At 61.6% G+C, this 22637-nt stretch carries 16 protein-coding genes and 1 pseudogene; 13 read left to right on the top strand and 4 right to left on the bottom strand.

The genetic code is table 11. From position 1 onward, the window contains the following. Positions 1-56: 56 nt before the first annotated feature. From AC07OP_RS21900 to AC07OP_RS21865, 8 genes and pseudogenes are all read left to right on the top strand, one after another. On the top strand, positions 57-1055 hold the full coding sequence (locus tag AC07OP_RS21900; protein WP_495102409.1) for a FecR family protein: 999 nt from the start codon (positions 57-59) through the stop codon (positions 1053-1055). A gap of 150 nt (positions 1056-1205) precedes the next feature. Further along, positions 1206-3956, top strand: coding sequence for a TonB-dependent receptor (locus AC07OP_RS21895; RefSeq protein WP_495102410.1), 2751 nt, complete (start codon positions 1206-1208; stop codon positions 3954-3956). A gap of 103 nt (positions 3957-4059) precedes the next feature. Beyond that, positions 4060-4680, top strand: a complete 621-nt coding sequence (locus AC07OP_RS21890; protein WP_495102411.1) for a heme acquisition protein HasA — start codon at positions 4060-4062, stop codon at positions 4678-4680. A 174-nt stretch (positions 4681-4854) separates the two neighbouring features. Beyond that, positions 4855-6591, top strand: a complete 1737-nt coding sequence (locus AC07OP_RS21885; protein ID WP_495102412.1) for a type I secretion system permease/ATPase — start codon at positions 4855-4857, stop codon at positions 6589-6591. Continuing rightward, entirely contained in the window at positions 6588-7913 is a 1326-nt protein-coding gene (locus AC07OP_RS21880) for an HlyD family type I secretion periplasmic adaptor subunit (RefSeq protein WP_115487548.1), read from the top strand. The genes AC07OP_RS21885 and AC07OP_RS21880 overlap by 4 nt, the downstream gene beginning before the upstream one ends. After that, on the top strand, positions 7910-9238 hold the full coding sequence (locus AC07OP_RS21875) for a TolC family outer membrane protein (protein WP_495102413.1): 1329 nt from the start codon (positions 7910-7912) through the stop codon (positions 9236-9238). The genes AC07OP_RS21880 and AC07OP_RS21875 overlap by 4 nt, the downstream gene beginning before the upstream one ends. Before the next feature lie 135 nt (positions 9239-9373). After that, positions 9374-9802: pseudogene (locus tag AC07OP_RS21870) on the top strand (DUF4160 domain-containing protein). Beyond that, positions 9799-10266: a DUF2442 domain-containing protein gene (locus AC07OP_RS21865; RefSeq protein WP_065938320.1), complete on the top strand. Its 468-nt coding sequence runs from the start codon at positions 9799-9801 to the stop codon at positions 10264-10266. Before AC07OP_RS21870 ends, AC07OP_RS21865 begins: the two are co-directional and overlap by 4 nt. Here AC07OP_RS21865 and trmA read toward each other — a convergent pair. Both trmA and AC07OP_RS21855 read right to left on the bottom strand, forming a co-directional pair. Beyond that, entirely contained in the window at positions 10249-11328 is a 1080-nt protein-coding gene (gene trmA, locus AC07OP_RS21860) for a tRNA (uridine(54)-C5)-methyltransferase TrmA (protein ID WP_495102414.1), read from the bottom strand. The two genes, AC07OP_RS21865 and trmA, sit on opposite strands and share 18 nt — an antisense overlap. Beyond that, complete coding sequence (locus AC07OP_RS21855; protein ID WP_053137959.1) at positions 11325-12620, bottom strand: NCS2 family permease; 1296 nt, start codon at positions 12618-12620, stop codon at positions 11325-11327. The genes trmA and AC07OP_RS21855 overlap by 4 nt, the downstream gene beginning before the upstream one ends. A 188-nt stretch (positions 12621-12808) precedes the next feature. On the opposite strand from AC07OP_RS21855, the gene AC07OP_RS21850 reads away from it, so the two are divergent. The 4 genes from AC07OP_RS21850 to AC07OP_RS21835 all read left to right on the top strand — a co-directional run bounded on the left by AC07OP_RS21850 (position 12809) and on the right by AC07OP_RS21835 (position 17042). After that, positions 12809-13255: a DUF4879 domain-containing protein gene (locus tag AC07OP_RS21850; protein WP_065938392.1), complete on the top strand. Its 447-nt coding sequence runs from the start codon at positions 12809-12811 to the stop codon at positions 13253-13255. Positions 13256-13351: 96 nt separating this feature from the next. Beyond that, positions 13352-13876: a (2Fe-2S)-binding protein gene (locus AC07OP_RS21845; protein WP_495102415.1), complete on the top strand. Its 525-nt coding sequence runs from the start codon at positions 13352-13354 to the stop codon at positions 13874-13876. Continuing rightward, positions 13873-14862, top strand: a complete 990-nt coding sequence (locus AC07OP_RS21840) for an FAD binding domain-containing protein (RefSeq protein ID WP_495102416.1) — start codon at positions 13873-13875, stop codon at positions 14860-14862. The genes AC07OP_RS21845 and AC07OP_RS21840 overlap by 4 nt, the downstream gene beginning before the upstream one ends. Then, the gene (locus tag AC07OP_RS21835; RefSeq protein WP_495102417.1) at positions 14859-17042 is read left to right on the top strand and encodes a xanthine dehydrogenase family protein molybdopterin-binding subunit; all 2184 of its coding nucleotides are present in this window, start codon (positions 14859-14861) and stop codon (positions 17040-17042) included. The genes AC07OP_RS21840 and AC07OP_RS21835 overlap by 4 nt, the downstream gene beginning before the upstream one ends. Before the next feature lie 18 nt (positions 17043-17060). On the opposite strand, the gene AC07OP_RS21830 is transcribed toward AC07OP_RS21835, so the two are convergent. Both AC07OP_RS21830 and AC07OP_RS21825 read right to left on the bottom strand, forming a co-directional pair. Then, positions 17061-19526, bottom strand: a complete 2466-nt coding sequence (locus AC07OP_RS21830; protein ID WP_495102418.1) for a membrane-targeted effector domain-containing toxin — start codon at positions 19524-19526, stop codon at positions 17061-17063. A gap of 114 nt (positions 19527-19640) precedes the next feature. Further along, positions 19641-20879 (bottom strand): MFS transporter, encoded by a 1239-nt coding sequence (locus AC07OP_RS21825; RefSeq protein ID WP_065924168.1) that lies wholly within the window; start codon positions 20877-20879, stop codon positions 19641-19643. A gap of 318 nt (positions 20880-21197) precedes the next feature. Here AC07OP_RS21825 and AC07OP_RS21820 point away from each other — a divergent pair, with 318 nt between their 5' ends. Beyond that, on the top strand, positions 21198-22637 hold the full coding sequence (locus tag AC07OP_RS21820) for a cytochrome ubiquinol oxidase subunit I (RefSeq protein WP_495102419.1): 1440 nt from the start codon (positions 21198-21200) through the stop codon (positions 22635-22637).

The raw sequence follows: 22637 nt of genomic DNA, 5'->3' as shown, positions 1-22637 counted from the left end.
AAAAACCTCCGCTCAGACGTCACAGCGTCATATAACGAAAAATTCGAGATTCACACGTGAATAGCCAGGGTCCGCAACAGCACAGCATTACCGAGGAGGCCGCCGAGTGGGCGGTGCGCCTGCACGCCGGTGCCCTGACCGACCAGGAGCAGGCCGAGCTGCGCCAGTGGATCGCCTGCGACAGCCGCCACGAAGCGGCGCTGCGCTTTGCCGAACAGACCTGGGCGGCGTTGGGCGAGGTGCATAAGGACGAGAGCGTTCACCGCCAGCGCCCCGCGACTGCAGCGCTGCCCGTGCGTCGCTCCCTGCGGCGCAGGCCATGGCAACGTGCGGCGGCGGTCGCGCTGGTCGTGGTGGTGGCCGGCGTCGGCTGGCTGCGCGGGCCGGACGCCTGGCTGCGCATGCAGGCCGACTATGTCACCCAAAAGGGCGAGGTACGCACCGTGCGCTTGGCCGATGGCAGCACGGTGGAGCTGGATTCCGCCAGTGCCATCCGCCTGGATTACGACGGCGTGCAGCGGCGTATCAGCCTGATCCAGGGCTCGGCGATTTTTGATGTGGCGCCGATGGTGGGTCAGGAGACCCGTCCGTTCGTGGTGCAGAGCGCCGGCGGGCAGACGCGGGCGTTGGGCACGCGGTTTGTGGTGGAGCGCGAGGCCGACCGCCGTGCTTGGGTGGGCGTGTTGCAGCACAGCGTCGAAGTGTCTTTGCACGCCTCGCCGAAAAAAGGCCCGAGCGATCGGGTGCTCCAGGAGGGCCAGGCTGCGCGCTACAACGCCCAGGAGGGCGTGGTGCCCCTGGATCAATTTGATGTAGACCGTGCCACCAGTTGGCGACGCGGCGTGCTGATCTTTGATCGCCAGCCCCTGGCCAAGGTCATTGAGCAGCTCAATCGCTACCGTCCGGGGCGGGTGGTGTTGACCCATTCCGATTTGGGCGAGCGCGAAGTCAGCGGCGTCTTCCGTCTCGACATGCTCGACAGCGCGCTCGGAACGCTCACCCAGGAACTCCAAGTGCAACGCTTGGACCTGGCAGGCCTCAGCCTGATCTATTGATGACCCGGTGGGAGGCCTGCTCTCACCCGCTTAAAACCCCCTGCGCAAAAACTTTTGAAAAAACCTTACTGACTTCCTGCGCCTCGTACGTCTTGCTAGGTGAGAAGCATTCGCATAAACAAACATACGATCAGCGCAGGGAAACCAGAAATGTCAGCACTCACCAAGGGGCGTATCACCGGTAGCCGGTTAGCCCTGGCCATCCACTTGGGTCTGTTCGCCGTGGCCGCTCCCGTGTATGCGGTGCAACCTCAGGCGGACGCTGCCCAGTCGGCGGTGCGGGTGTTCGATGTCCCGGCGCAATCCTTGGGCAGTGCCGTATTGGCCTTTGCCGACCAGGCCGGTCTGCAGGTGCTGTTCGACAGCCCGCGCCTGCAAGGCTTGCGCAGCACCGCGCTCAAAGGCAGCTTCAGCGTGCAGGAAGGGCTTGGCCGTTTGCTCGGTGCCACGCCGGTGGAATATCGCTTTACCGGTGAGCGCCAGGTCACCCTCAACCGTGTCAGTGACGACCCCGACGGCGCCATGACCGTGGGCACCACCACCATCACCGGCAACACCAACGGCCAGGCCAGCGACTGGGTGTACCAGACCCCAAAGTCCGTGGCGGTGATCAGCCGCGACATGATCGATAAACGTCCGCCCCGTCACGCCGCCGACATGCTCGAAGAAACCGCCGGCGTCTACACCGCCGTCAACCAGCGCGACCCCGGCCTGTCGGTGAATATTCGCGGTGTGCAGGACTATGGCCGGGTGAACATGAACATCGACGGCATGCGCCAGAACTTCAACGTCAACGGCCACCAGCAGCGCAACGGCACCATGCTGATCGACCCGGAGTTCATCTCCAGCATCGAGATCGACAAAGGCAGCCAGTCGGGGCAGGGCGGTGCGGCCGTACTGGGCGGCATTGCTTCGTTCAAGACCCTGGATGCCAGTGAGTTCCTCACGGACGGCAAGGACTACGGCGGCCGCCTTCGCGCCGGCAGCGGCATCGGTGAGCTGGGTAACGGCACCGACTTCAACGGCAGTGGCGTGTTTGCCTTTGGTGATGAGCGCGGTGATGTCGTGCTGGGCTACAGCGAGCGGCATTTCGGTAACTACCGCGCCGGCAGGCACAACGACGACAACCTGGGCACCAACCTGCGCGCCAGGTCATCTGCCCCTGCGGCCTTCGACGACTGGTTGAACAGCGAAGTCGGCGACACCGGCAGCGTGACCCGCTCGCAGATCGTCAAGTTCGGCCTGAACCTGCCCAACGACCAACGCGTGCAGTTGAGCTACCTGGAAACCGACACCGACAGTAACGATGCCTGGGGCTATATCGCCAACGACCTTCAGAGCACCTACTACGTACGCACCAGCAAAAACAACCTCAACGCCAAAAACGTCGCGCTGGACTACAGCTACAGCCCGGACAACCCGCTGATCGATCTCAAGGCCAAGCTCTATTACGTCACCACCCAGATGGATCGCAGCAACGCCCCCAACCTGTCGTCGCCAGGTACCGGTAACTACGTCGGCGCCTATACCGATCACTTCCAGACCGACACCTGGGGCCTGCAGGGGGACAACACCTCGCGGTTCGATTTCGGCGACCAGGGGCATGTCACCTGGAACTACGGGGTGGAGCTGTATCAGGACGAGTTCAAGCCCCGCACCAACAAAGTTGAAGCCACCAACAACCTGGGCTTGTTGCCTTACGCAGAGGGCAGCACCCCAGGGGGCAAGCGCACCATCGCCAGCCTGTTCAACAACGCGCAGTACGAATATGGCGGCTGGCTGACCCTGGATGCGGGCTTGCGTTATGACCGCTATCGGCTCGAAGGCGAAACCGGCATGACCCTGTACCGGCGTGATCGCTTCTACAACAGCCTTGTCGGCGCCAGGCGTGTTTCGGAAGTGATCGAGGTCGACCGTGAAGAGGGCCAGTTTTCCCCCACCTTCGGTCTTGCGGTGAAGCCGGGCGTGGACTGGCTGCAACTCTATACCCGGTGGGGCAAGGGCTGGCGGCCACCGGCGGTGACCGAAACCTTCATGACTGGCCGGCCCCACGGTGGCGGTTCGGGAGAGCGCGTATTTCCCAACCCCTACCTCAAGCCTGAAGAATCACGGGATTGGGAAGTGGGCATGAATGTCTTCAAGGAAGGCTTGTTTTTCAGTGACGATCGCCTCGGCATGAAGGTGGCTTACTTCGATACCCGGATTGAAAACTTCTCTTTCCTCAACACCAGCGTCAGCTTGCCGGAAACCCAGGTGGGTGGATTCCTCGGGACCATGGCTTACGTCAATAACACCAACCCGACGCGTTTTCGCGGGGTCGAATACCAGCTCAATTACGACATGGGCCGCGCGTACGCCAACCTCAGCTACACCCACATGATCGGCAGCAATGAGTTCTGCTCGAAGAACTATTACATGGGCGGTGCCAAGACCACCGGGCCAAGGACTACTCGCCTGGAGCGTTTCACCCTGCCGGATGGGCGCATCAGCATACGGCCGGTCACCACCTATGAAGTGTTGGATGACGACGTCGCCAACAACAAGGAAAGCTGCGGGCGAATCATGGGGAACGCCACGTACATGCCAGCCGATCGCGGCTCGCTGACCCTGGGTGCACGCTTCCTGGAAAAACGCCTGGATACGGGTGTGCGTGTGCGCTACAGCTCGGGCAACGGCGAAAACCTCAATCAGCAGGGCTACGAGTTGATTGATCAGGCGATGTGGCCCAAGTACACGCTCTATGACCTGTACGCCAGTTACTGGATGACGGATCAACTGAACATTGCACTGGCGTTGGAAAACGCCACCGATGAAGCCTATTTCGTCGCCATGGGCGACGCCAACAACCTCAGTCTGGCGCGCGGGCGAACCCTGAGCGGCATGTTGGAATACAAATTCTGATCAGCGTGCGCAGGCACTTGATCAACGATTTTGCCCATGGGTGGGCAAAAAGGCGCGCCGCACCGGCGTGCTCATCAACAACGTTGTTTAACGAGGTTTAGCGATGACTATTTCTGTTAGCTACGATTCGGGCCTGGGTTCTCTGTCGGTATCGGACTACCTGAGCGCCTGGGCAGTGGGGTTCAACACCGCAGGGCACGGCACCAGCAACACCGGCGGCTTCAGCAACGGCACCCTCAGCGGCGACCAGTATTCGACCCACGGCGCCAACAACTCCGAGTACGCGTTCATCGCCGACAGCGACACCAGCAATGGCCTGCACTATGTGTTCAACCCGTCGTTGCCCGCCAGCAGCAACCTGAACCACTACCTGTGGGGCGACCTGGATAACGTGCAACTGGGCACAGGCCTGGGCGGCGGCAATGGCAGCGACTTCTCCCTGAGCGACTTCAAGGTCGCGTTCAACGGCCTCGACCTGAGCGCCGCCGAGGGCGCCGGCCGGGCTGGCAACGACGTACAAAGCGTGATCTACGGTTTGATGCAGGGCAGCACCGCCGCGCTGGAAACCGTGCTCAACAACCTGCTCGACGACTTCGGCCTGTCCACTGCCAGCACCTTCGACGAAGTGTCTGCGGGCCTGGCGGCACATGCCAGCGCAGTGTCCACCGACGTTGCCCTGGTGGGCGTGCAGGACGTGGCACAGGACTGGGCACTCGCAGCCTGAACCTGCTCCCGCCTGAAAAAAGCGAATGGAAGATCGCTCTCCCATTCGCCGTATTACACCGCCGTCGCCCAAGCCTTCTAACTCTTCCGGCGACGGCGGTGCCGAATTCTGCGCAGCGCCGTATCGGCTGTCAACGCGGCGACGCTGCACGTTCAACCCCACGAGAATCCCCAGATGCGCCACGTCGGCAACGAAACCCTGGCCGCCCTCACTGCCTATAAAAGTGGCTTCTTCAACATCGGCCTGTTCTCGGCGGTGATCAACCTGCTGATGCTGGCCCCGGCGCTGTACATGCTGCAGGTGTACGACCGGGTGCTGGCGTCGGGTAATCAGATGACCCTGCTCATGCTGACGTTGATGATCCTCGGCCTGTTCGGCCTGATGGGGGCGTTGGAGTGGGTGCGCAGCCAGGTGGTGATCCGCCTCGGTACGCAAATGGACATGCGCCTGAACCAGCGGGTCTACGACGCCGCGTTCGAAGCGCAACTCAAGGGCGGCACCCAGGCGGCGGGCCAGGCGTTGCACGACCTGACCACCTTGCGCCAGTTCGCCACCGGCCAGGCACTGTTCGCGTTTTTCGACGCGCCGTGGTTTCCGGTGTACCTGCTGGTGATCTTCCTGTTCCACCCCTGGCTTGGCCTGCTGGCGCTGGGCGGCGCGGTGATGCTGATCGCGTTGGCGTGGATCAACCACCATGTCAGCCAGGCGCCGATGGCCGAGGCCAGCCAACTGTCCATCCACGCCAGCCAGCAGGCCACTGCCAACCTGCGCAATGCCGACAGCATCGAAGCCATGGGTATGCTCGCCACCTTGCGCGGGCGTTGGTTCAATCAGCACCAGGCGTTCCTCGCCCAGCAAAACCTGGCCAGTGAAAAGACCGCCGCCGTCACCGCCTGGTCCAAGGGCGTACGCCTGGCCTTGCAATCGCTGGTACTCGGCCTGGGCGCGTTGCTGGCGGTGCAGGGCGATATCACGCCGGGGATGATGATTGCCGGCTCGATCCTGATGGGGCGGGTGCTGAGCCCCATCGACCAACTGATCGGCGTCTGGAAACAATGGGGCTCGGCGCGCCTGGCCTACGAGCGCTTGTCGCAGCTGCTGGCGGCCAACCCGGCGCGACCGCCGCGCATGAACCTGCCGGTGCCCAAGGGCCAGTTGAGCGTCGAGCACATCAGCGCCTGCGCCCCCGGCAGCCGTCGACCGGCGCTGGCCAACCTGGGCTTCAACCTGCCAGCGGGGGACGTGCTCGGCGTGATCGGACCTTCCGGCTGCGGCAAATCCACCCTGGCGCGGGTGCTGGTGGGCGCCTGGGCACCACTGGCCGGCAAGGTGCGGCTGGACGGCGCCGACCTGGCCCAGTGGGACAAACAGCAACTCGGCCCGCACATCGGCTACCTGCCCCAGGACATTCAATTGTTCGCCGGCAGCATCGCCGACAACATCGCACGGTTTGCCGAACTGGATACCGACAACGTCCTGGCCGCCGCGCAAATGGCCGGCGTACATGAACTGATCCTGCAACTGCCCCAAGGCTATGACACGCAGTTGGGGGAGGGCGGTGCGGGGTTGTCCGGTGGGCAAAAGCAACGCGTGGCCCTGGCCCGTGCGCTGTACGGCCTGCCGGCGTTGATCGTGCTGGATGAGCCCAACGCCAACCTCGACGAAGTGGGCGAGCAGGCGCTGCTCCAGGCCATCACCCAGCTTAAGCAGCAGCGCCGCACGGTGATCCTGATTACCCACAAAGCCAATGTGCTGAGCCTGACCGACCAGTTGCTGATCCTCAAGGACGGCCAGTTGCAGGCCTTTGGTCCGACGGCGCGGGTGCTGGAGGCACGGCAGAAACCGGCAGCCTCCAAACCGGTGTCGTCCCTGAGCATGAGCTACCGCCTCGGCGAAGGAAAACAGGCATGAGCATGAGTAAGCCGGTGCTGGTCAGCGACCGCCCTCACACGGTGTTGGCGCTGGATGACAAAAAATATTCGCGCCTGGGCTGGTTGTTGGTGCTCGGCGGCTTTGCCGGATTTATCGGCTGGGCCGCGCTGGCTCCGCTGGACAAGGGCGTGGCGGTGTCGGGCAAGGTCATGGTCTCTGGCCATCGCAAGACCGTGCAGCATCCTGCCGGGGGCATCGTCGAGCGTATCGAGGTGCGTGACGGTGATGTGGTCAACGCCGGCCAGGTGCTGTTGCGCTTGAAGGAGACGCCCTTGCGCGGGCAGATGCAGTCGCTGCGCAGCCAGTACCTGGCGTCCCTGGCCAGTGAGGCGCGCTTGAGTGCGGAAAGCGAAGGGCTGCCCGCCATCACCTTCGGTCCTGAATTGCTCAACGAGCCGGAGGCGGCCAACACCCTGAACCTGCAACGGCAACTGTTCACCAGCCGCGCCCAGGCGCTGGCCACCGAGCAGCAAGGCCTGCGCGAAACCATCGCCGGCGCCGAGGCGCAGTTGCGCGGCACGCGGGATTCCCAGGCGAGCAAGCTGCAGCAACGCGCGGCATTGAATGAGCAACTGCAAGGGCTGCGCGAGTTGGCGCGCGATGGCTATATCCCGCGCAATCGCCTGCTCGACAGCGAGCGCCTGTACGCCCAGGTCGACGGCACGATTGCCGAAGACTACGGGCGCATCGGCCAGTTGCAGCGCCAGGTTGTGGAACTGCGCCTGCGCATCCGCCAGCTCGGCGAAGAGTTCCAGAAAGACCTGCGCGGCCAGTTGGCCGAGACCCGTACCCGCAGCGATGACCTGCGTAACCGCCTGGCGTCGGCCGAGTTCGAACTGGCCAACAGCCTGGTGCGGGCGCCGGCCTCGGGGGTGGTGGTCGGGTTGGAGGTGTACACCGAAGGCGGCGTGATCAAGCCCGGCCAGGCCCTGATGGACATCGTGCCCCAGGGCGAAGCGTTGTGGGTGGAAGCGCGGGTGCCGGTGCAAATGATCGACAAGGTGCATCCGGGCCTACCGGTGGAGTTGCTGTTCTCGGCCTTCAACCAGGCCACCACCCCACGGGTGGCCGGTGAGGTGACGCTGGTCTCCGCCGACCGCCAGGTCGATGAGCGCACCGACGAGCCTTATTACACCGTGCGCGCCCAGGTCAGTGCGGCGGGCATGCAACAACTGGACGGCGTGCGGATTCGTCCGGGCATGCCGGTGGAAACCTTCATCAAGACCGGTGAGCGTTCGATGCTCAACTACCTGTTCAAACCCTTGCTGGACCGTACCCACATGGCCCTGGTGGAAGAATGAAGGCGCTGTTTTTGACCCTGTGCCTGAGCGTTACACCGGCGGCACATGCCTTGGGTTTGCTCGACGCCTACGACCTCGCCCTGCGCAATGACCCGACCTTCCAGGCCGCCATCCAGGAACGCGAGGCCGGTGAAGAGAACCGCGTGATCGGCCGAGCGGCGTTATTGCCGAACCTGTCCTGGAGCTATAACAACTCGCGCAACGAATCCGAAGTTACCCAAAGCACCGCCGTTGGCGATGTCACCAGCGACCGTGATTACCGCAGCTACGCCTCGACCCTGACCTTGCAGCAACCGTTGCTGGACTACGAAGCCTATGCGCGCTTTCGTCAAGGCACGGCCCAGGCGTTGATGGCCGATGAGCGTTTTCGCGGCAAGAGTCAGGAGTTGGCCGTGCGCGTGCTCAGTGCCTACAGCCAGGCGCTGCTGGCGCAGGAACGCATCGAGTTGAGCCGTGCGCAGAAACGTGCGTATGCCGAACGCCTGCAACTCAATGATCGTCTGCTCAAAGGCGGTGAAGGCACGCGCACCGATGTACTCGAAACCCAGGCGCGCTTGAGCCTGGCCCAGGCGGAGGAAATCGAGGCGCTGGACGCCCAGGACAGCGCCTTGCGCGAGCTGGAAGCGATTGTCGGCCAACCGTTGCAGATCGACGCGCTGGCACCCCTGGCCCGTCAATTCGACATCCCGCCGCTGGAGCCCAATCGCTTCGAAACCTGGCGTGAACTGGCCATGGCCAATAACCCCGAACTCAAGTCCCAGCACCACGCGCTGGACGTGGCGTCCTACGAAGTGGAGCGCAAACGCGCCGGGCACATGCCCAAGGTCAGCCTTTACGCCAGCAGCCGCCAGACCAGTTCCGATTCGGAAAGCAGCTACAACCAGAAGTACGACACCCACAGCGTCGGTATCCAGGTCAGCCTGCCGTTGTTTGCCGGCGGCTCGGTGTCGGCCTCCACGCGCCAGGCGGCCAATCAACTGTCCCAGGCCCAATACGAGCTGGACGCACACACCTCGGCGACGCTGGTGGAGCTGCGCAAGCAATTCAACCTCAATACCAGTGGCGCAGCGAAAGTGCGTGCCTACGAGATGGCCGTCAGCTCCGCCACCGCGCTGGTCATCGCCACCAAAAAGAGCGTCAGCGGCGGTGAGCGGGTCAACCTCGACGTGCTCGACGCCGAACAACAACTCTTCACTGCCCGCCGCGACCTGGCCAATGCGCGGCATGCGTATCTGCTGGCCAGGATTCAGTTGAAGTATTACGCGGGGTTGCTGAGCGAGCAGGACTTGCAGGCCTTGGCGGGGTACTTCCAGCCTTCGGCATGAGTGGTTACAACCCGGCATTCGCCGGTTTTTTTGTGGTTACTAATCTGTGAAACAGCTTCGGGAATAGGGAGCCGGTTGTCGGGTGGCAGGGGGAAATTGTTACCTGGCGGAAAATAACCTAACGGATGGGTTACGATGAAAGTAGGTGCTTACAAGGGATATGTCATCTCGGTGTTTATCAGGGACTAGCATTGTCCGCCTCATGTACATGTCAGGGGCAAGGAGTGGGATGCGCGGTTTCGTTTCAGTTTTTTGGATGGGGACGTTGAATTGTGGGACGTAGAGCCTGAACGGAGGCGGCCACCCACGGCGGTTCTGAAGGAAATACGCGAGGTAATCATGCAGCGACATTATCTGGCACGGGCACGCAGGATTTGGTGGGAAAAACTGCAAACGGTTTGCCTGGAGAACCATTCATGGAACTGGGACACCAGTGAGTTGGTTCCAGGGTTAGTCATTCGACGTGGTGTCTACGTCATCGCAAGCGCCTGGCACGACGCTGTAGCGCAACGGACTATTTTGAATCTGGTAAGAGCGCCAGATTGCGTGGGGATTAATTTATGAAAATCGTAAAAGCCAAAGTCATACCTTATGTACCTCTCACTGACGCCGACATCGACAAGGCAATCGCCCGTGGCCGTAGGCTAAAGCGCCTGTACGCCAACGCCAGCAATGTGCGTTATGTAGACGATTGCATTTCCATCGGTTTCAGCGACGGCAGTCGCGTCATGCTGCCGGTGGCAGGGCTGCCGGAGTTCGAAGGGTTTTCAGAGGAAGATTTCCAGCAGTTGGAAGTCAGTTTCGGTGGCAAGGCTATTAGCTGTGAGGCTCAGGATCTGGATGTTTCGATCACGGGCCTGATCGCCACAAGCCAGCCGCTGATGGACCTGGCCACCAGCCTGGTAGCGTCACGCAACGGTCGCAAGAGCAGCGCCGCCAAATCCGCCGCCGCCCGAGCCAATGGCAAGAAGGGCGGCCGGCCACGCAAGAAGGAGCCTGAGGACGCTGAATTACCGCCGGGTCAATAACACCCCGGATTCCATATGGTGCGTCCAGGGGAACTGGTCAAACATCGCACACCGGGTAATGCGGTGGGTGTCATGCAGTTGCGCAATGTTCGCCGCCAGCGTCTCCGGGTTGCAGGAGATGTACAGGATATTGTCGAAGCGTCGGGTCAGTTCGCAGGTGTCCGGGTCCATGCCGGCGCGGGGCGGGTCGACGAATACGCTACCGAATTCATAGCTCTTCAGGTCGATGCCGTGCAGGCGACGGAATGGGCGCACTTCGTTCAGCGCTTCGGTGAGCTCTTCGGCGGAGAGGCGCACCAGGGTGACGTTACCCACCGCGTTTTCATCGAGGTTGCTCAGGGCCGCATTCACCGAGGTCTTGCTGATCTCGGTAGCCAGCACTTTACGCACACGGGTGGCCAGGGGCAGGGTGAAGTTGCCGTTGCCGCAATACAGCTCCAGCAAGTCATCCGGGCGATCGCCCAAGGCTTCGTATGCCCAGTTGAGCATCTTCTGGTTCACCGTGCCGTTGGGCTGGGTGAAGGCGCCTTCGGGCTGGCGGTAACTGAAAGTGCGGCCGCCGACGTCGAGTTTTTCCACCACGTAGTCGTGGCCGATCACATCGCGCTTGCCCTTGGAGCGGCCGATGATGCTCACATTCAATTCAGTCGCCAGCTTATTCGCCGCCGTGTGCCAGTGCTCGTCCAGCGGGCGGTGATAACACAGGGTGATCATCGCGTCGCCGGCCAGGGTGGTGAGGAATTCCACCTGGAACAGCTTGTGGCTCAGGGCAGCGCTGGCTTGCCAGGCGGCCTTGAGCTGGGGCATCAGTTGGTTGATGCGTGTGCTGGCGATGGGGAACGCTTCGATCAGGATCGGCGTGCGCTTGTCGTCCTGGGAAAACATCGCGTAGTGGCGTTCACCGCCTTCGCGCCACAGGCGGAACTCCGCCCGCAGGCGGAAGTTCTGCAGCGGCGACTCGAAGACCTGCGGCTCGGGTGCGTCGAACGGTGCCAGCAGGTCACGCAAGCGCGTGACCTTGTCTTGCAGTTGAGCGGTGTAGCGTGCGGCGTCAAAAGTCATGCGTTGAACCAGCCCAGCTTGATCACGAACAGAATCGACAGAATCACCAGTGCCGGGTTGAGCTCACGGTAGCGGCCCGAAAGCAGCTTGATGGCGGTCCAGGCGATGAAACCGAAGGCAATGCCGTTGGCGATGGAGTAAGTGAAGGGCATCGCCAGGGCGGTGATCACCACCGGCGCTGCAACGGTAATGTCATCCCAGTCGATTTCGGCCAGGCCCGAGGTCATCAATACGGCGACGAACAGCAGCGCCGGCGCGGTAGCAAAGGCCGGTACGCTGGCGGCCAGCGGCGAGAAGAACAGCGCCAGCAGGAACAGGATCGCCACCACGATGGCGGTCAAGCCGGTACGGCCACCGGCGCTTACGCCCGCAGCGGATTCGATGTAGCTGGTGGTGGTCGACGTACCCAGCAGCGAACCGGCCATGGCGGCGGTACTGTCGGCGATCAGCGCACGGCCCATTTTCGGCATGTGGCCGTCCTTGCCCATCAGCCCGGCGCGCTTGGCCACGCCGATCAGGGTGCCGGAGTTGTCGAACAGGTCGACGAACAGGAAGGCGAAGATCACGCTGACCAGGCCGATGTCCAGCGCGCCCTTGATATCCAACTGCAGGAAAGTCGGGGCCAGGGACGGCGGCATCGACATCACGCCACCAAACGCGGTGACGCCCAGCAGAATGGAGACGATGGTCACCGCCAGGATGCCGATCAGCACCGCGCCGCGTACGGCCAGGGCTTCCAGCGCAACGATCAGCATGAAGCCGAGGATGGCCAGGATAGGCGCCGGTTTGGTCAGGTCGCCCATGCCCACCAGGGTGTTGGGGTTGCCGACCACGATCCCGGCGTTGTGCAGGGCGATCAGTGCCAGGAACAGGCCGATACCGGCGGCAATCGCCGAACGCAGGGGCAGGGGAATGCTGTTGATGATCCACTCACGGATACGGAAGATCGACAGCAGGAAGAACAGCACCGCCGAAATGAATACCGCACCCAGCGCAACCTGCCAGGTGTGACCCATGTGCAACACCACGGTGTAGGTAAAGAAGGCGTTGAGGCCCATGCCCGGTGCCAGCGCGATCGGGTAGTTGGCGATCAGGCCCATCACAGTCGAACCGATGGCCGCCGCCAGGCACGTCGCGACAAACACCGCGCCCTTGTCCATGCCGGTCTCGCCGAGGATGCTCGGGTTCACGAACAGGATGTAGGCCATGGCCAGGAATGTCGTGATGCCCGCGAGGATCTCGGTGCGCACGTTGGTGTTGTGTGCCTTGAGTTGAAACAGCTTTTCCAGCATGCCTGCTCCCTGTGACGCTATGTTGCGTCGTTATTTGTTGACCTCTAAGTCAAAGCACAAACTGCGCCAAGCGCCTGTGGTTCCAGAGAGGATCGGAAAAAGCGGCGCATCATACCAGCAGCCGAGGCTGTGTGGCGCATGGCCTTGAGGCATACTGCGGCGACGTTCAACAGCAGGTCATCGACAGCATGAAAAAAGCCAACGCGTGGAGTCTAGCCCTGATCCCCTGTCTCGGCCTGTGGTTGGGCGCGGCACCGGTGTGGGGCGCGACTGCACCGCCCTTGAGCGAGGTGCGCGTATTCAAGGTCGAATCGGCGCACTGCACGGAAACCATCCCGGAACGCGCGCAAAGCACCCAGATGTGCACGCACCGTGGGCCCACCCAAGTGTCGGTGATGGAAGTCGGCCTGGGTAACAACCCGATGGGGCGCTTCAATGGTGCCGAACTGAACGGGCAACGTACGCCCGTGTGCCAGGTCGGCAGCGTCAGCGAGGCCTGCAGTGGGGCAGGCACGCTGATGGGCTACATCTATGTATTTGACCTGAATGTCCAGGCCCAAGGCTGGTTCGAATACAGCAACTCGTCGATCAACGGCCCGCGGAACACCTTGAAGACCCTGCTCAATATCCGCTGATCAATCAGCTTGAACGCTCAAAACCCCGGGAAGTCGTACCCCTGAGACGGCGACTTTCCTGAACGCCGCGGATGTACACCAACCCGTGAGGTGTTTATGAGCGCGATCCCCAATGGCGCGGCGGCCCAACCGTTCGTCGCCCACTCCATACGCTTGACCCTCAATGGTCAGGACCGCCAACTCGACGTATTGCCCTGGACCACGTTGCTGGACCTGCTACGCGAGCAATTGAACCTGGTCGGCAGCAAAAAAGGCTGCGACCACGGCCAATGCGGTGCGTGCACAGTATTGCGCGACGGCAAACGCATCAACGCCTGCCTGACCCTGGCGGTGATGTGCGACGGCGCCGAGCTGACCACCATCGAAGGCCTGGCCGACGGCGACCAACTGCACCCGATGCAGCAAGCCTTTATCAAGCACGATGCCTTCCAGTGCGGTTACTGCACGCCGGGTCAGATTTGCTCCGCCGTCGGCCTGGTCAATGAAGGCCGTGCCCACGACAGCGCACAGATCCAGGAGCTGATGAGCGGCAACCTGTGCCGCTGCGGCGCCTACAGCAATATTCGCGATGCCATCGAAGAGGCTTTGCCGGCGTGCCGGGCCCAGGGAGGTGAGCGATGAATCCCTTCCAGTACAGCAAACCGGCGGATGTCCACGCAGCCGTGCACCTGAGCAGCGCCGCGTCGCGCTTTATTGCCGGGGGCACCAACCTGCTGGACTTGATGAAAGAAAACATCAGCCGCCCCGAGCACCTGATCGATATCACCGGCCTGCCGCTCAATGAGATTGAACAAACCGCCGAGGGCGGCCTGCGCATCGGCGCGCTGGTGAGCAATGCCGACCTGGCCTGGCACCCGCTGATCGAACAGCGTTACCCGTTGCTGTCCCAGGCGATCCTTGCCGGTGCTTCGCCGCAACTGCGCAATATGGCCAGCACCGGCGGCAACCTGTTGCAACGTACCCGGTGCTACTACTTCTATGACGCCAGCGTGCCCTGCAATAAGCGTGAGCCCGGCAGCGGCTGCCCGGCGCGCACTGGCTTGAACCGTATCCATGCGATCCTCGGTGCCAGCGAACAGTGCGTGGCCACTCACCCGTCGGACATGTGCGTGGCCCTGGCGGCGCTGGAGGCGCGGGTGCATGTCGAAGGCCGAGGCGGCGCGCGGATTATCGAGTTTGCCGACTTCCACCGCCTGCCCGGTGATGCGCCGCAACGCGACAACCAACTGGCCGACGATGAGCTGATCACCGCCATCGAATTGCCCGCTGACCACCTGGCCCGTCACAGCCATTACCTGAAAATCCGCGACCGCGCGTCTTATGCGTTTGCCTTGGTGTCGGTGGCCGCCGCTCTCGAGTTGGACGGCGATCGAATCGTCGACGCGCGCCTGGCCCTCGGCGGCGTGGCCCATAAGCCCTGGCGCGACCGTGCGGTGGAAGCCTCGCTGATCGGCCGGGCGGTCAGCCGCGAAACCTTCAGCAATGCCGCCGACGCCGTGCTGCAAGACGCCGAGCCGCTGGAACACAACGGCTTCAAGATCAAGCTGGCGCGCCGCGCAATCATCCGTGCCCTGAGCGACGCTGCTGTCGCAGGAGATCGCCCATGACCGCTATTGGCAAACCCCTGGACCGTGTCGACGGTCTGCTCAAGGTCACCGGCCAGGCGCGTTATGCCGGTGAGTTTCCCGAGGACGGCCTGCTCCACGGCAGTGTGGTGTCCAGCACCATCGCCAAGGGCCGTGTGCTGGCGATCGACGCGTCCAGGGCACTGGCCCTGCCGGGTGTGGTGGCGGTTATCCATCACCTCAACCGGCCGACAATCGCCCGTTACGACGAGGCCTTCCAGGATGACGATGCGGCGGACGGCTCACCGTTTCGCCCGCTGTATAACGACCGGGTGCTGTACAGCGGCCAACCCCTGGCCCTGGTGATCGCCGACAACCTGGAGCTGGCGCGGCATGCCGGCTCGTTGGTAGTGATCGACTACGCACGGGAAGACTTCGAGACCGACCTGCTCGCCCAGCAGGAACAGGCCCATGCTTCACCGCAGGCGCCGCCCAAGCCGCGTGGCAATTTCCAGGCCGAGTGGGCCGCTGCCGCCGTCAGCCTCGACCTGCACTACAGCACCCCCATCGAACACCACAACCCCATGGAACCCCACGCCAGCACCGTGCTGTATCAGCCGGACGGCACCCTGCATATCCATGACAAGACCCAGGGGCCGCAGAACTGCCAGGCCTATGTGCAAGAGGTGTTCGGCCTGGATAAAAGCCAGGTTCGGATCTTCGCCGCGTTCGTCGGCGGTGCGTTCGGCTCGGGCTTGCGCCCGCAGTATCAATTGTCGCTGGCGGTGATGGCGTCCCTGGCGCTCAAGCGCTCGGTGCGCGTCACCCTGACCCGCCAGCAGATGTTCACCTTCGGCTACCGCCCGCGCACCTTGCAGCGTGTGCAGATGGGCGCCGCCGCCAATGGTCGCCTGCTGGCATTGGGGCATACGGCGATTGGCCAGACCTCGCGCTTCGAAGACTTCAGCGAGCACGTGGTGGAGTGGAGCGGCATGCTCTATCACTGCGACAACGTGCAACTGACCTACAAACTGGTGCCGCTGGATGTATTCACGCCCCTGGACATGCGCGCGCCCGGCGCCGCCTTGGGCTTGATCGGCCTGGAATGCGCCATGGACGAGTTGGCCTGTGCGTTAGGGATGGACCCGGTGCAATTGCGGCTGGTCAACTACGCCGAGCGCAACCAGAACGAAGACAAACCCTGGTCGAGCAAGGCCCTGCGCGAGTGTTACAGCGAAGGTGCCGAGCGCTTCGGCTGGAGCCAGCGCAACCCGGAACCGCGCAGCATGCGCGACGGCTGCCAGTTGATTGGCTGGGGCATGGCCGGTGGCGTGTGGGAGGCCATGCAGATGAAGGCCAGCGCCAAGGCGCGCATCGACGCCGAGGGCAAGCTGACCGTCAGCAGTGCGACCACGGACATCGGCACCGGCACCTACACGGTGATGACCCAGATCGCGGCGCAGGCCAGTGGCGTGGCGGTTGAGGACGTGGTGTTCCTGCTCGGCGACTCTTCATTGCCCACCGCGCCGCTGCAAGGCGGCTCGTTCACCGTGTCGTCCGTCGGCACCGCCGTGCAGCAAGCCTGCGAAGCGTTGAGCGCGAGGCTGCTGACCATCGCCCGGCAGACTTACCCGGTGTTCAAGGATGCCGAGTCCGTGCGTTTTGAAGACGGCCAACTGCACGCCGGCGACGTGAGCGTGTCGTTGGCACAGCTGGTCAAGGACAGCGGTGAAGAGAGCGTGGAAGTCCAGGTCGACAGCGAGCCGGACAAAAAGCGCGAGGGTTACGCCACCGCCACCCATTCGGCGGTGTTCGTCGAAGTGCGGGTGGATGAAGACTTGGGCACGATCAAGGTCTGCCGCGTGGTCAGCGCCATTGCGGCCGGGCGGGTGGTCAACCCGAAGATGGCCCGCAGCCAGATCCTCGGCGGGGTGGTGTGGGGCATCGGCATGGCCCTGCATGAAGAGACCCAGATCGACCATCAGTTGGGCCGCTACATGAACCACAGCCTGGCCGAGTACCACATCCCGGTAAATGCCGATATCGGCGAGATTGACGTGGTGTTTGTCGAGGAACATGACGAGATCGTCAACGCCCTTGGCTCCAAGGGCGTGGGAGAGATCGGCATTGTCGGGGTGGCGGCGGCGGTGGCGAATGCGGTCTACCATGCCACCGGAAAGCGGGTGCGAGAGTTTCCGATCACCCTGGATAAGGTGCTCTAGAGCACCTTATCCAACGGTTTACAGGTCAATGTAGAGTTCTGTCTTGTCTCGGGATTGAATAAGCGAGGGGCCCTTGCCGGGGATTGCATCGTCGACACTAACCCCGGTGGCGCCTGTCAACTGAGATATGCCTCGAATCGCAGGTTCGCCGTCATAGGTGAACACATGGTCGCTGCCGACTCTTGCAACCCATTTGGACTGCGGGTTCGCGGCTTGGTCGTGCTCGATCAGTTTGGTTGCGTAGTAGTTCATGTTTTTGAGACGTGTGGACTTCGGTTCTACTGAAGGCACATCAATCGCTTTGACTCGAACACCATGCGCTCGCATGGTCAACAGAAGCTCTCGATTGGTGTATGCCCCGTGTGTACTGTGGGCGCGGTCAATCAATCGCAAATTCGATCTTAGCGCGGGTGAAAATTCACCGGTTTCGAAAAACCTGTCCAGATCGGGCTGCAACGAATGCTCGAACCCTTCCGAGTACAGTGTGGAGACATTGTTTCTCTCAAACTCGGCTGCATTATCGATCAGCAGTCGCAGACCGGCAGATTGGGAATGGTCTTCGCCAATAATCATGCCGAGGGATTTCTGGTAGACGGTATTGATGACCTCTGACATTGACGCATTGCCCGGGATATCCGAGTGAGCGGGGCGCTCCTTGGTCTTGGCCTTTTTATGGAAGGTGTCAGCGTCCTGCTTCATTCGCTTGTCGATTTTCTCGTTTGTCCTCGACGTTGATGCTTCTCCCTGTGCAGGGTAGTCGTACGCGGCGGGGTCAAAACTTTGCTCCGCCGAACCTCTTGACCGCCATGGCCACCTTATTCCTCCCGGTCCGTTGATCGGCTCCCAGGCGCCGTCCTGGGTGGAGTGCACCGTCATCACAGGCTTTCTCGTCTCGGGATCAATAATGCGGGCATACCCGTCACTGAGTTTGAACCTACCGTCGATCTCATAGATACGGCTGATGTCTTCAGCATCGGTCAAACGGATAAACCACCTGTCTGCACCATCACTTCCTTTTACTTGATACATGCCTTTGGCGTTGGCATGAGCCCCCGAGATCAGTTGTTCTCCCTCCACGACGGCGTGGTTGCTGATATCGAGCCACTGTGACGGGCGCAGACGATTGACTTCGTCGGCAGTGGGCCCCGGACCGGGTACGGCGCTGACGGGTTCTTTTATTGGCTGGGTCGCAGGCGTTGCTGACGTGGGGCTGTTCGACTTGAGTGACGGTTTAGGCTCGGGCAGGTTTTTCCTCGCGGGGCTGTTCGGTTTCAACGCAAGCCCATCTGCCAGGTCCCTTGTCTCCTGAACAGACAGCGCCTCATTTCGAAGCGCTTTGGCCAGCAGCGAAGACAGCATTCTGGCTTGGCCATAGGCAGGGATGAATCCCTGTGCGAAATCACCGACGTTTTTGAGCTCTGCGTCCAGCGTCGACTTGTCGAGACCGAATACCTTGCCAAGCTGATTGTTTGTATTCAAGTCAACCAACAGAGCACTGAATGGGTTGTCCAGGTAGCGCTCTACGGTGTCTGCGGTGGTTTTATTCACACCGAATACTTGCAAGGCATCCGCGATACCTGCAGAGGGGTGCTCAAGGTGTTTGAGAAACTCCTCGTAGAATCCCCGGAGATCGTTTGCTCCGACATTTTCAGCCGCTTCGTTCTGGACTTTGTACTTGAACTCGCCGAGTGTGATTGGCACCAGTGGCTTGTGACTGTTCAAGCCATCTTTCACAAAATAGAAGTTGTGCTGTTTGTCTTGGCCCAGAAGGTTTCCGTAGGCGTCATAGGTAAACAAGACTGTTTCTCCGTCGGGTCGCTGCCCGGAATAAAGCAGTCGTCCGCTCGGTGAAGAGCTTTCCTCTTTAATATTCGTCAAGCCATTGACCGCAGTGGGCGGCGCAGTGGGGCCTTTATCCAGACGCCCGAAGATATTGTCGCCTTCATTGGCATAGGGGCCGACGATGGCGTTGATATCATTGTTTCTGAACCGAATCAGTGTATCGATAACCCGTGTTTTTTTTTCGGATGACTCACCGCCCGCAAAATGCTGGCTGAGGGACTCCAGTCGCTTGGGCTCGTTGGCCTGGGTTTTCACCCATGCGTTCATTTCTTCGGTGGTCGTGAATGAGTGAAGTGAACGACCTTCCTTTTCTGGAACAAATAGCACGATATTCGGCTCGTCAGGCACAGCCGGAACACGCTGAATAAATATGATGTCCCTGGCTTGGATGCCATCCACGGCAAAGGTCTTGACTTGCACTTGAGGGCTGTTTTTTTTACCCGGCCACATCACTGCATCGGCTATTTGGCTGACCTCTGGACTCATGTATCCGCTGTTCAGATCCTTTGCGACGCTTGTCGTGAACCGATCCTTGGCGTTCATCAGGATGTAGTTGTCGTTGGGGGTGTTCCAGGAGGCAGTCGGGAATAGGTGGGGGGGCATCATCCCGATGGGGACGCTGGCATTATTCACGTTGTTCATCAACTGAGGGCCTGTCGAAAGGTACTTGGTTAGCACCGGATTATTCCAGTAATGTTGTAACCCTTACGTAACCCCAGCTTAAGAATGCGTTCCATCTTCGGCCTGCATCCGTGCCTAAGTGCTTTTCTCCTCCACCGGCACATGCATACGATCCCGATTTGCCAGGGTCGGGAACAGTTTGATCCACACTCCGGTCACCACCAGCGTACCGATCCCGCCCATGACCACGGCGGGCACGGTGCCGAACCAATGGGCGGTAATCCCCGATTCGAACTCGCCCAGTTGGTTGGACGCACCGATAAACAGACCATTGACCGCACTCACCCGCCCGCGCATTTCATCCGGCGTCTCCAACTGCACGAAAGACGCACGGATCACCATGCTGATCATGTCCGCCGCGCCCAGCACCACCAGCACCGCCAGGGAAAACCAGAACGAGGTGGACAGGCCGAAGGCGATGGTCGCCACGCCGAATACGCCGACGGCGGTGAACATCACTCGGCCCACCTGCCGATCTACCGAAAAGCGCGCCAGCCACAACGACATCAACAGCGCGCCCACCGCCGGCGCCGAGCGCAACAGGCCCAGGCCCCAAGCGCCGGTCAGCAGGATGTCCTTGGCGAATACCGGCAGCAACGCGGTGGCGCCGCCCAGTAGCACGGCGAACAGGTCGAGGGATATCGCCCCGAGGATGTCCGGGCGGCTGCGGATAAAACGGATGCCGGCCAGCAGTGAATCGAGGGTGGCCTTGCCTTTGTTGAGCGGGGTCTGGCGGGCGGGCAGATTGAGGGTCAGCACACAGGCAATCAGGTACAGCGCCACCGTGGGCCCATACACCCAGACGCTGCCGAAGGCGTATAGCAAACCTCCGAGGGCCGGGGCGACGATGGTTGCCAGTTGCTGGGCCGACTGCGACGAGGCCACCGCACGCGGGAACAGCGCACTGGGCACGATGCTCGGCAACAGGGCCTGGGTGGTGGGCATTTCAAACGAGCGCGCGGCGCCGAGCAGGAAGGCGAGGATAAAGATCATCTCGCGGGTCACGTTGCCGGTGAGACCGCCGATGGCCAGGGAAAGGGCAATCAGCGCCTGCACGGTCTGGCAGATGGCCGCGACTTTGCGTCGCTCATAGCGGTCGGCCACATGCCCGGTGTGCAGCATGAACAGCACGCGCGGCACGAATTCCACCAGACCGACCAGCCCCAGGTCGAGCACGTTGCCGGTGAGTTGGTAGAGGTTCCAGCCAATGGCCACGGTAAGCATCTGGAAGCCGCTGGCGGTGAAGATCCGTGCCAGCCAGAACGCGATGAAAGGGCGGTGGTGACGTAACAGCAACGTGGGTTCACTGGGCATCGGGAGTTCAGGTCAAGGCCGGAGGGAAGAGGCAGATTAGCATCAAGCTGTAACAATTAGTTGCGAGAAGAAGGCTGAGGCAAGCTGTCACGCGGCAAAAGACCACACAGGCCAGCCGTGAAAATGGGACTACTCTTTTCACTGTGATTGACCCAGATCAAAGTCATTTCAGAATTTGTTCTGGTGGCCGCAAGGCCCGATTCCCTGCGTGGCTGGTTAAAAAAAGAAACGAATTGAAATTCGCCAGACTCCATATCCGTGGGGGCAGTGGGTGCAGGCTCCCGCCAGCAGCCGGTATTACCTGACAGAGGAAGACTTATGTTCGGTTTGGAGGCGCTAGATCTCGCCCGAATTCAGTTCGCGTTCACCATCTCATTCCACATCCTGTTCCCGGCGATCACCATCGGCCTGGCCAGTTACCTCGCGGTGCTGGAAGGCTTGTGGCTCAAGACCCATAACGATACCTACCGTGACCTCTACCATTTCTGGTCGAAGATCTTTGCCGTCAACTTCGGCATGGGCGTGGTCTCCGGTCTGGTCATGGCCTACCAGTTCGGCACCAACTGGAGCCGCTTCTCGGACTTCGCCGGCGCCGTGACCGGGCCGCTTCTGACGTACGAAGTGCTTACGGCCTTCTTCCTGGAAGCCGGTTTCCTCGGCGTGATGCTGTTCGGCTGGAACAAGGTGGGGCGCAAGCTGCACTTTTTCTCCACCGTGATGGTGGCCGTCGGTACGTTGATCTCGACCTTCTGGATCCTGGCGTCCAACAGCTGGATGCAGACGCCGCAAGGCTTTGAAATCATCGACGGCCGCGTGATTCCTACCGATTGGCTGGCGGTGATCTTCAACCCGTCGTTCCCTTACCGCCTGATGCACATGGCGACGGCGGCGTTCGTGGCCACCGCGTTCTTCGTCGGCTCCTCGGCGGCCTGGCACTTGCTGCGCGGCAAAGACAACCCGGCCATCCGCAAGATGTTGTCGATGGCGATGTGGATGGCCCTGATCGTGGCGCCTATCCAGGCGGTGATCGGCGACTTCCATGGCCTCAACACCCTCGAGCACCAGCCGGCGAAAATTGCCGCGATTGAAGGCCACTGGGAAAACAAAGGCAATGAGCCAACCCCGCTGATCCTGTTTGGCTGGCCGGACATGAAGGCCGAAAAAACCAAATACGCCGTGGAGATTCCGTACCTGGGCAGCCTGATCCTGACCCACTCCCTGGACAAACAGGTGCCGGCGCTCAAGGAATTCCCGCCGGAAGACCGGCCGAATTCGACCATCGTATTCTGGTCGTTCCGGATCATGGTCGGCCTGGGGTTCCTGATGATCTTCACCGGCCTGTTCAGCCTCTGGCTGCGCCGGGGCGACAAAATGTACACGTCCAGGCCGTTCCTGTACCTGGCGCTGTGGATGGGGCCGTCTGGCCTGATCGCGATTCTCGCCGGTTGGTTCACCACCGAAATCGGCCGTCAGCCGTGGGTGGTCTACGGGTTGATGCGCACGGCGGATGCTTCTTCCGGGCATAGCCTGGCGCAGATGACGATCACCCTGGTGTTGTTCGTGGTGGTGTACTTCGCGCTGTTCGGCGCCGGCCTGGGCTACATGATGCGCCTGGTGCGCAAAGGCCCGGTGACCCACGAAGGCACGGAACCGACCCACGGTGGTCCTGGCCAGAAACGCACACCGGCCCGTCCGTTGTCCGCCGCCGATGATGGCAGCGATGACGACCACGCCCACATCCAGCACAAGGGGAATTGA

Source organism: Pseudomonas sp. GW821-FHT09D08 (genome assembly GCF_059416305.1).
Note: the sequence above shows the minus strand (reverse complement) of the source record. Positions and strands in the feature narration are given on the sequence as shown.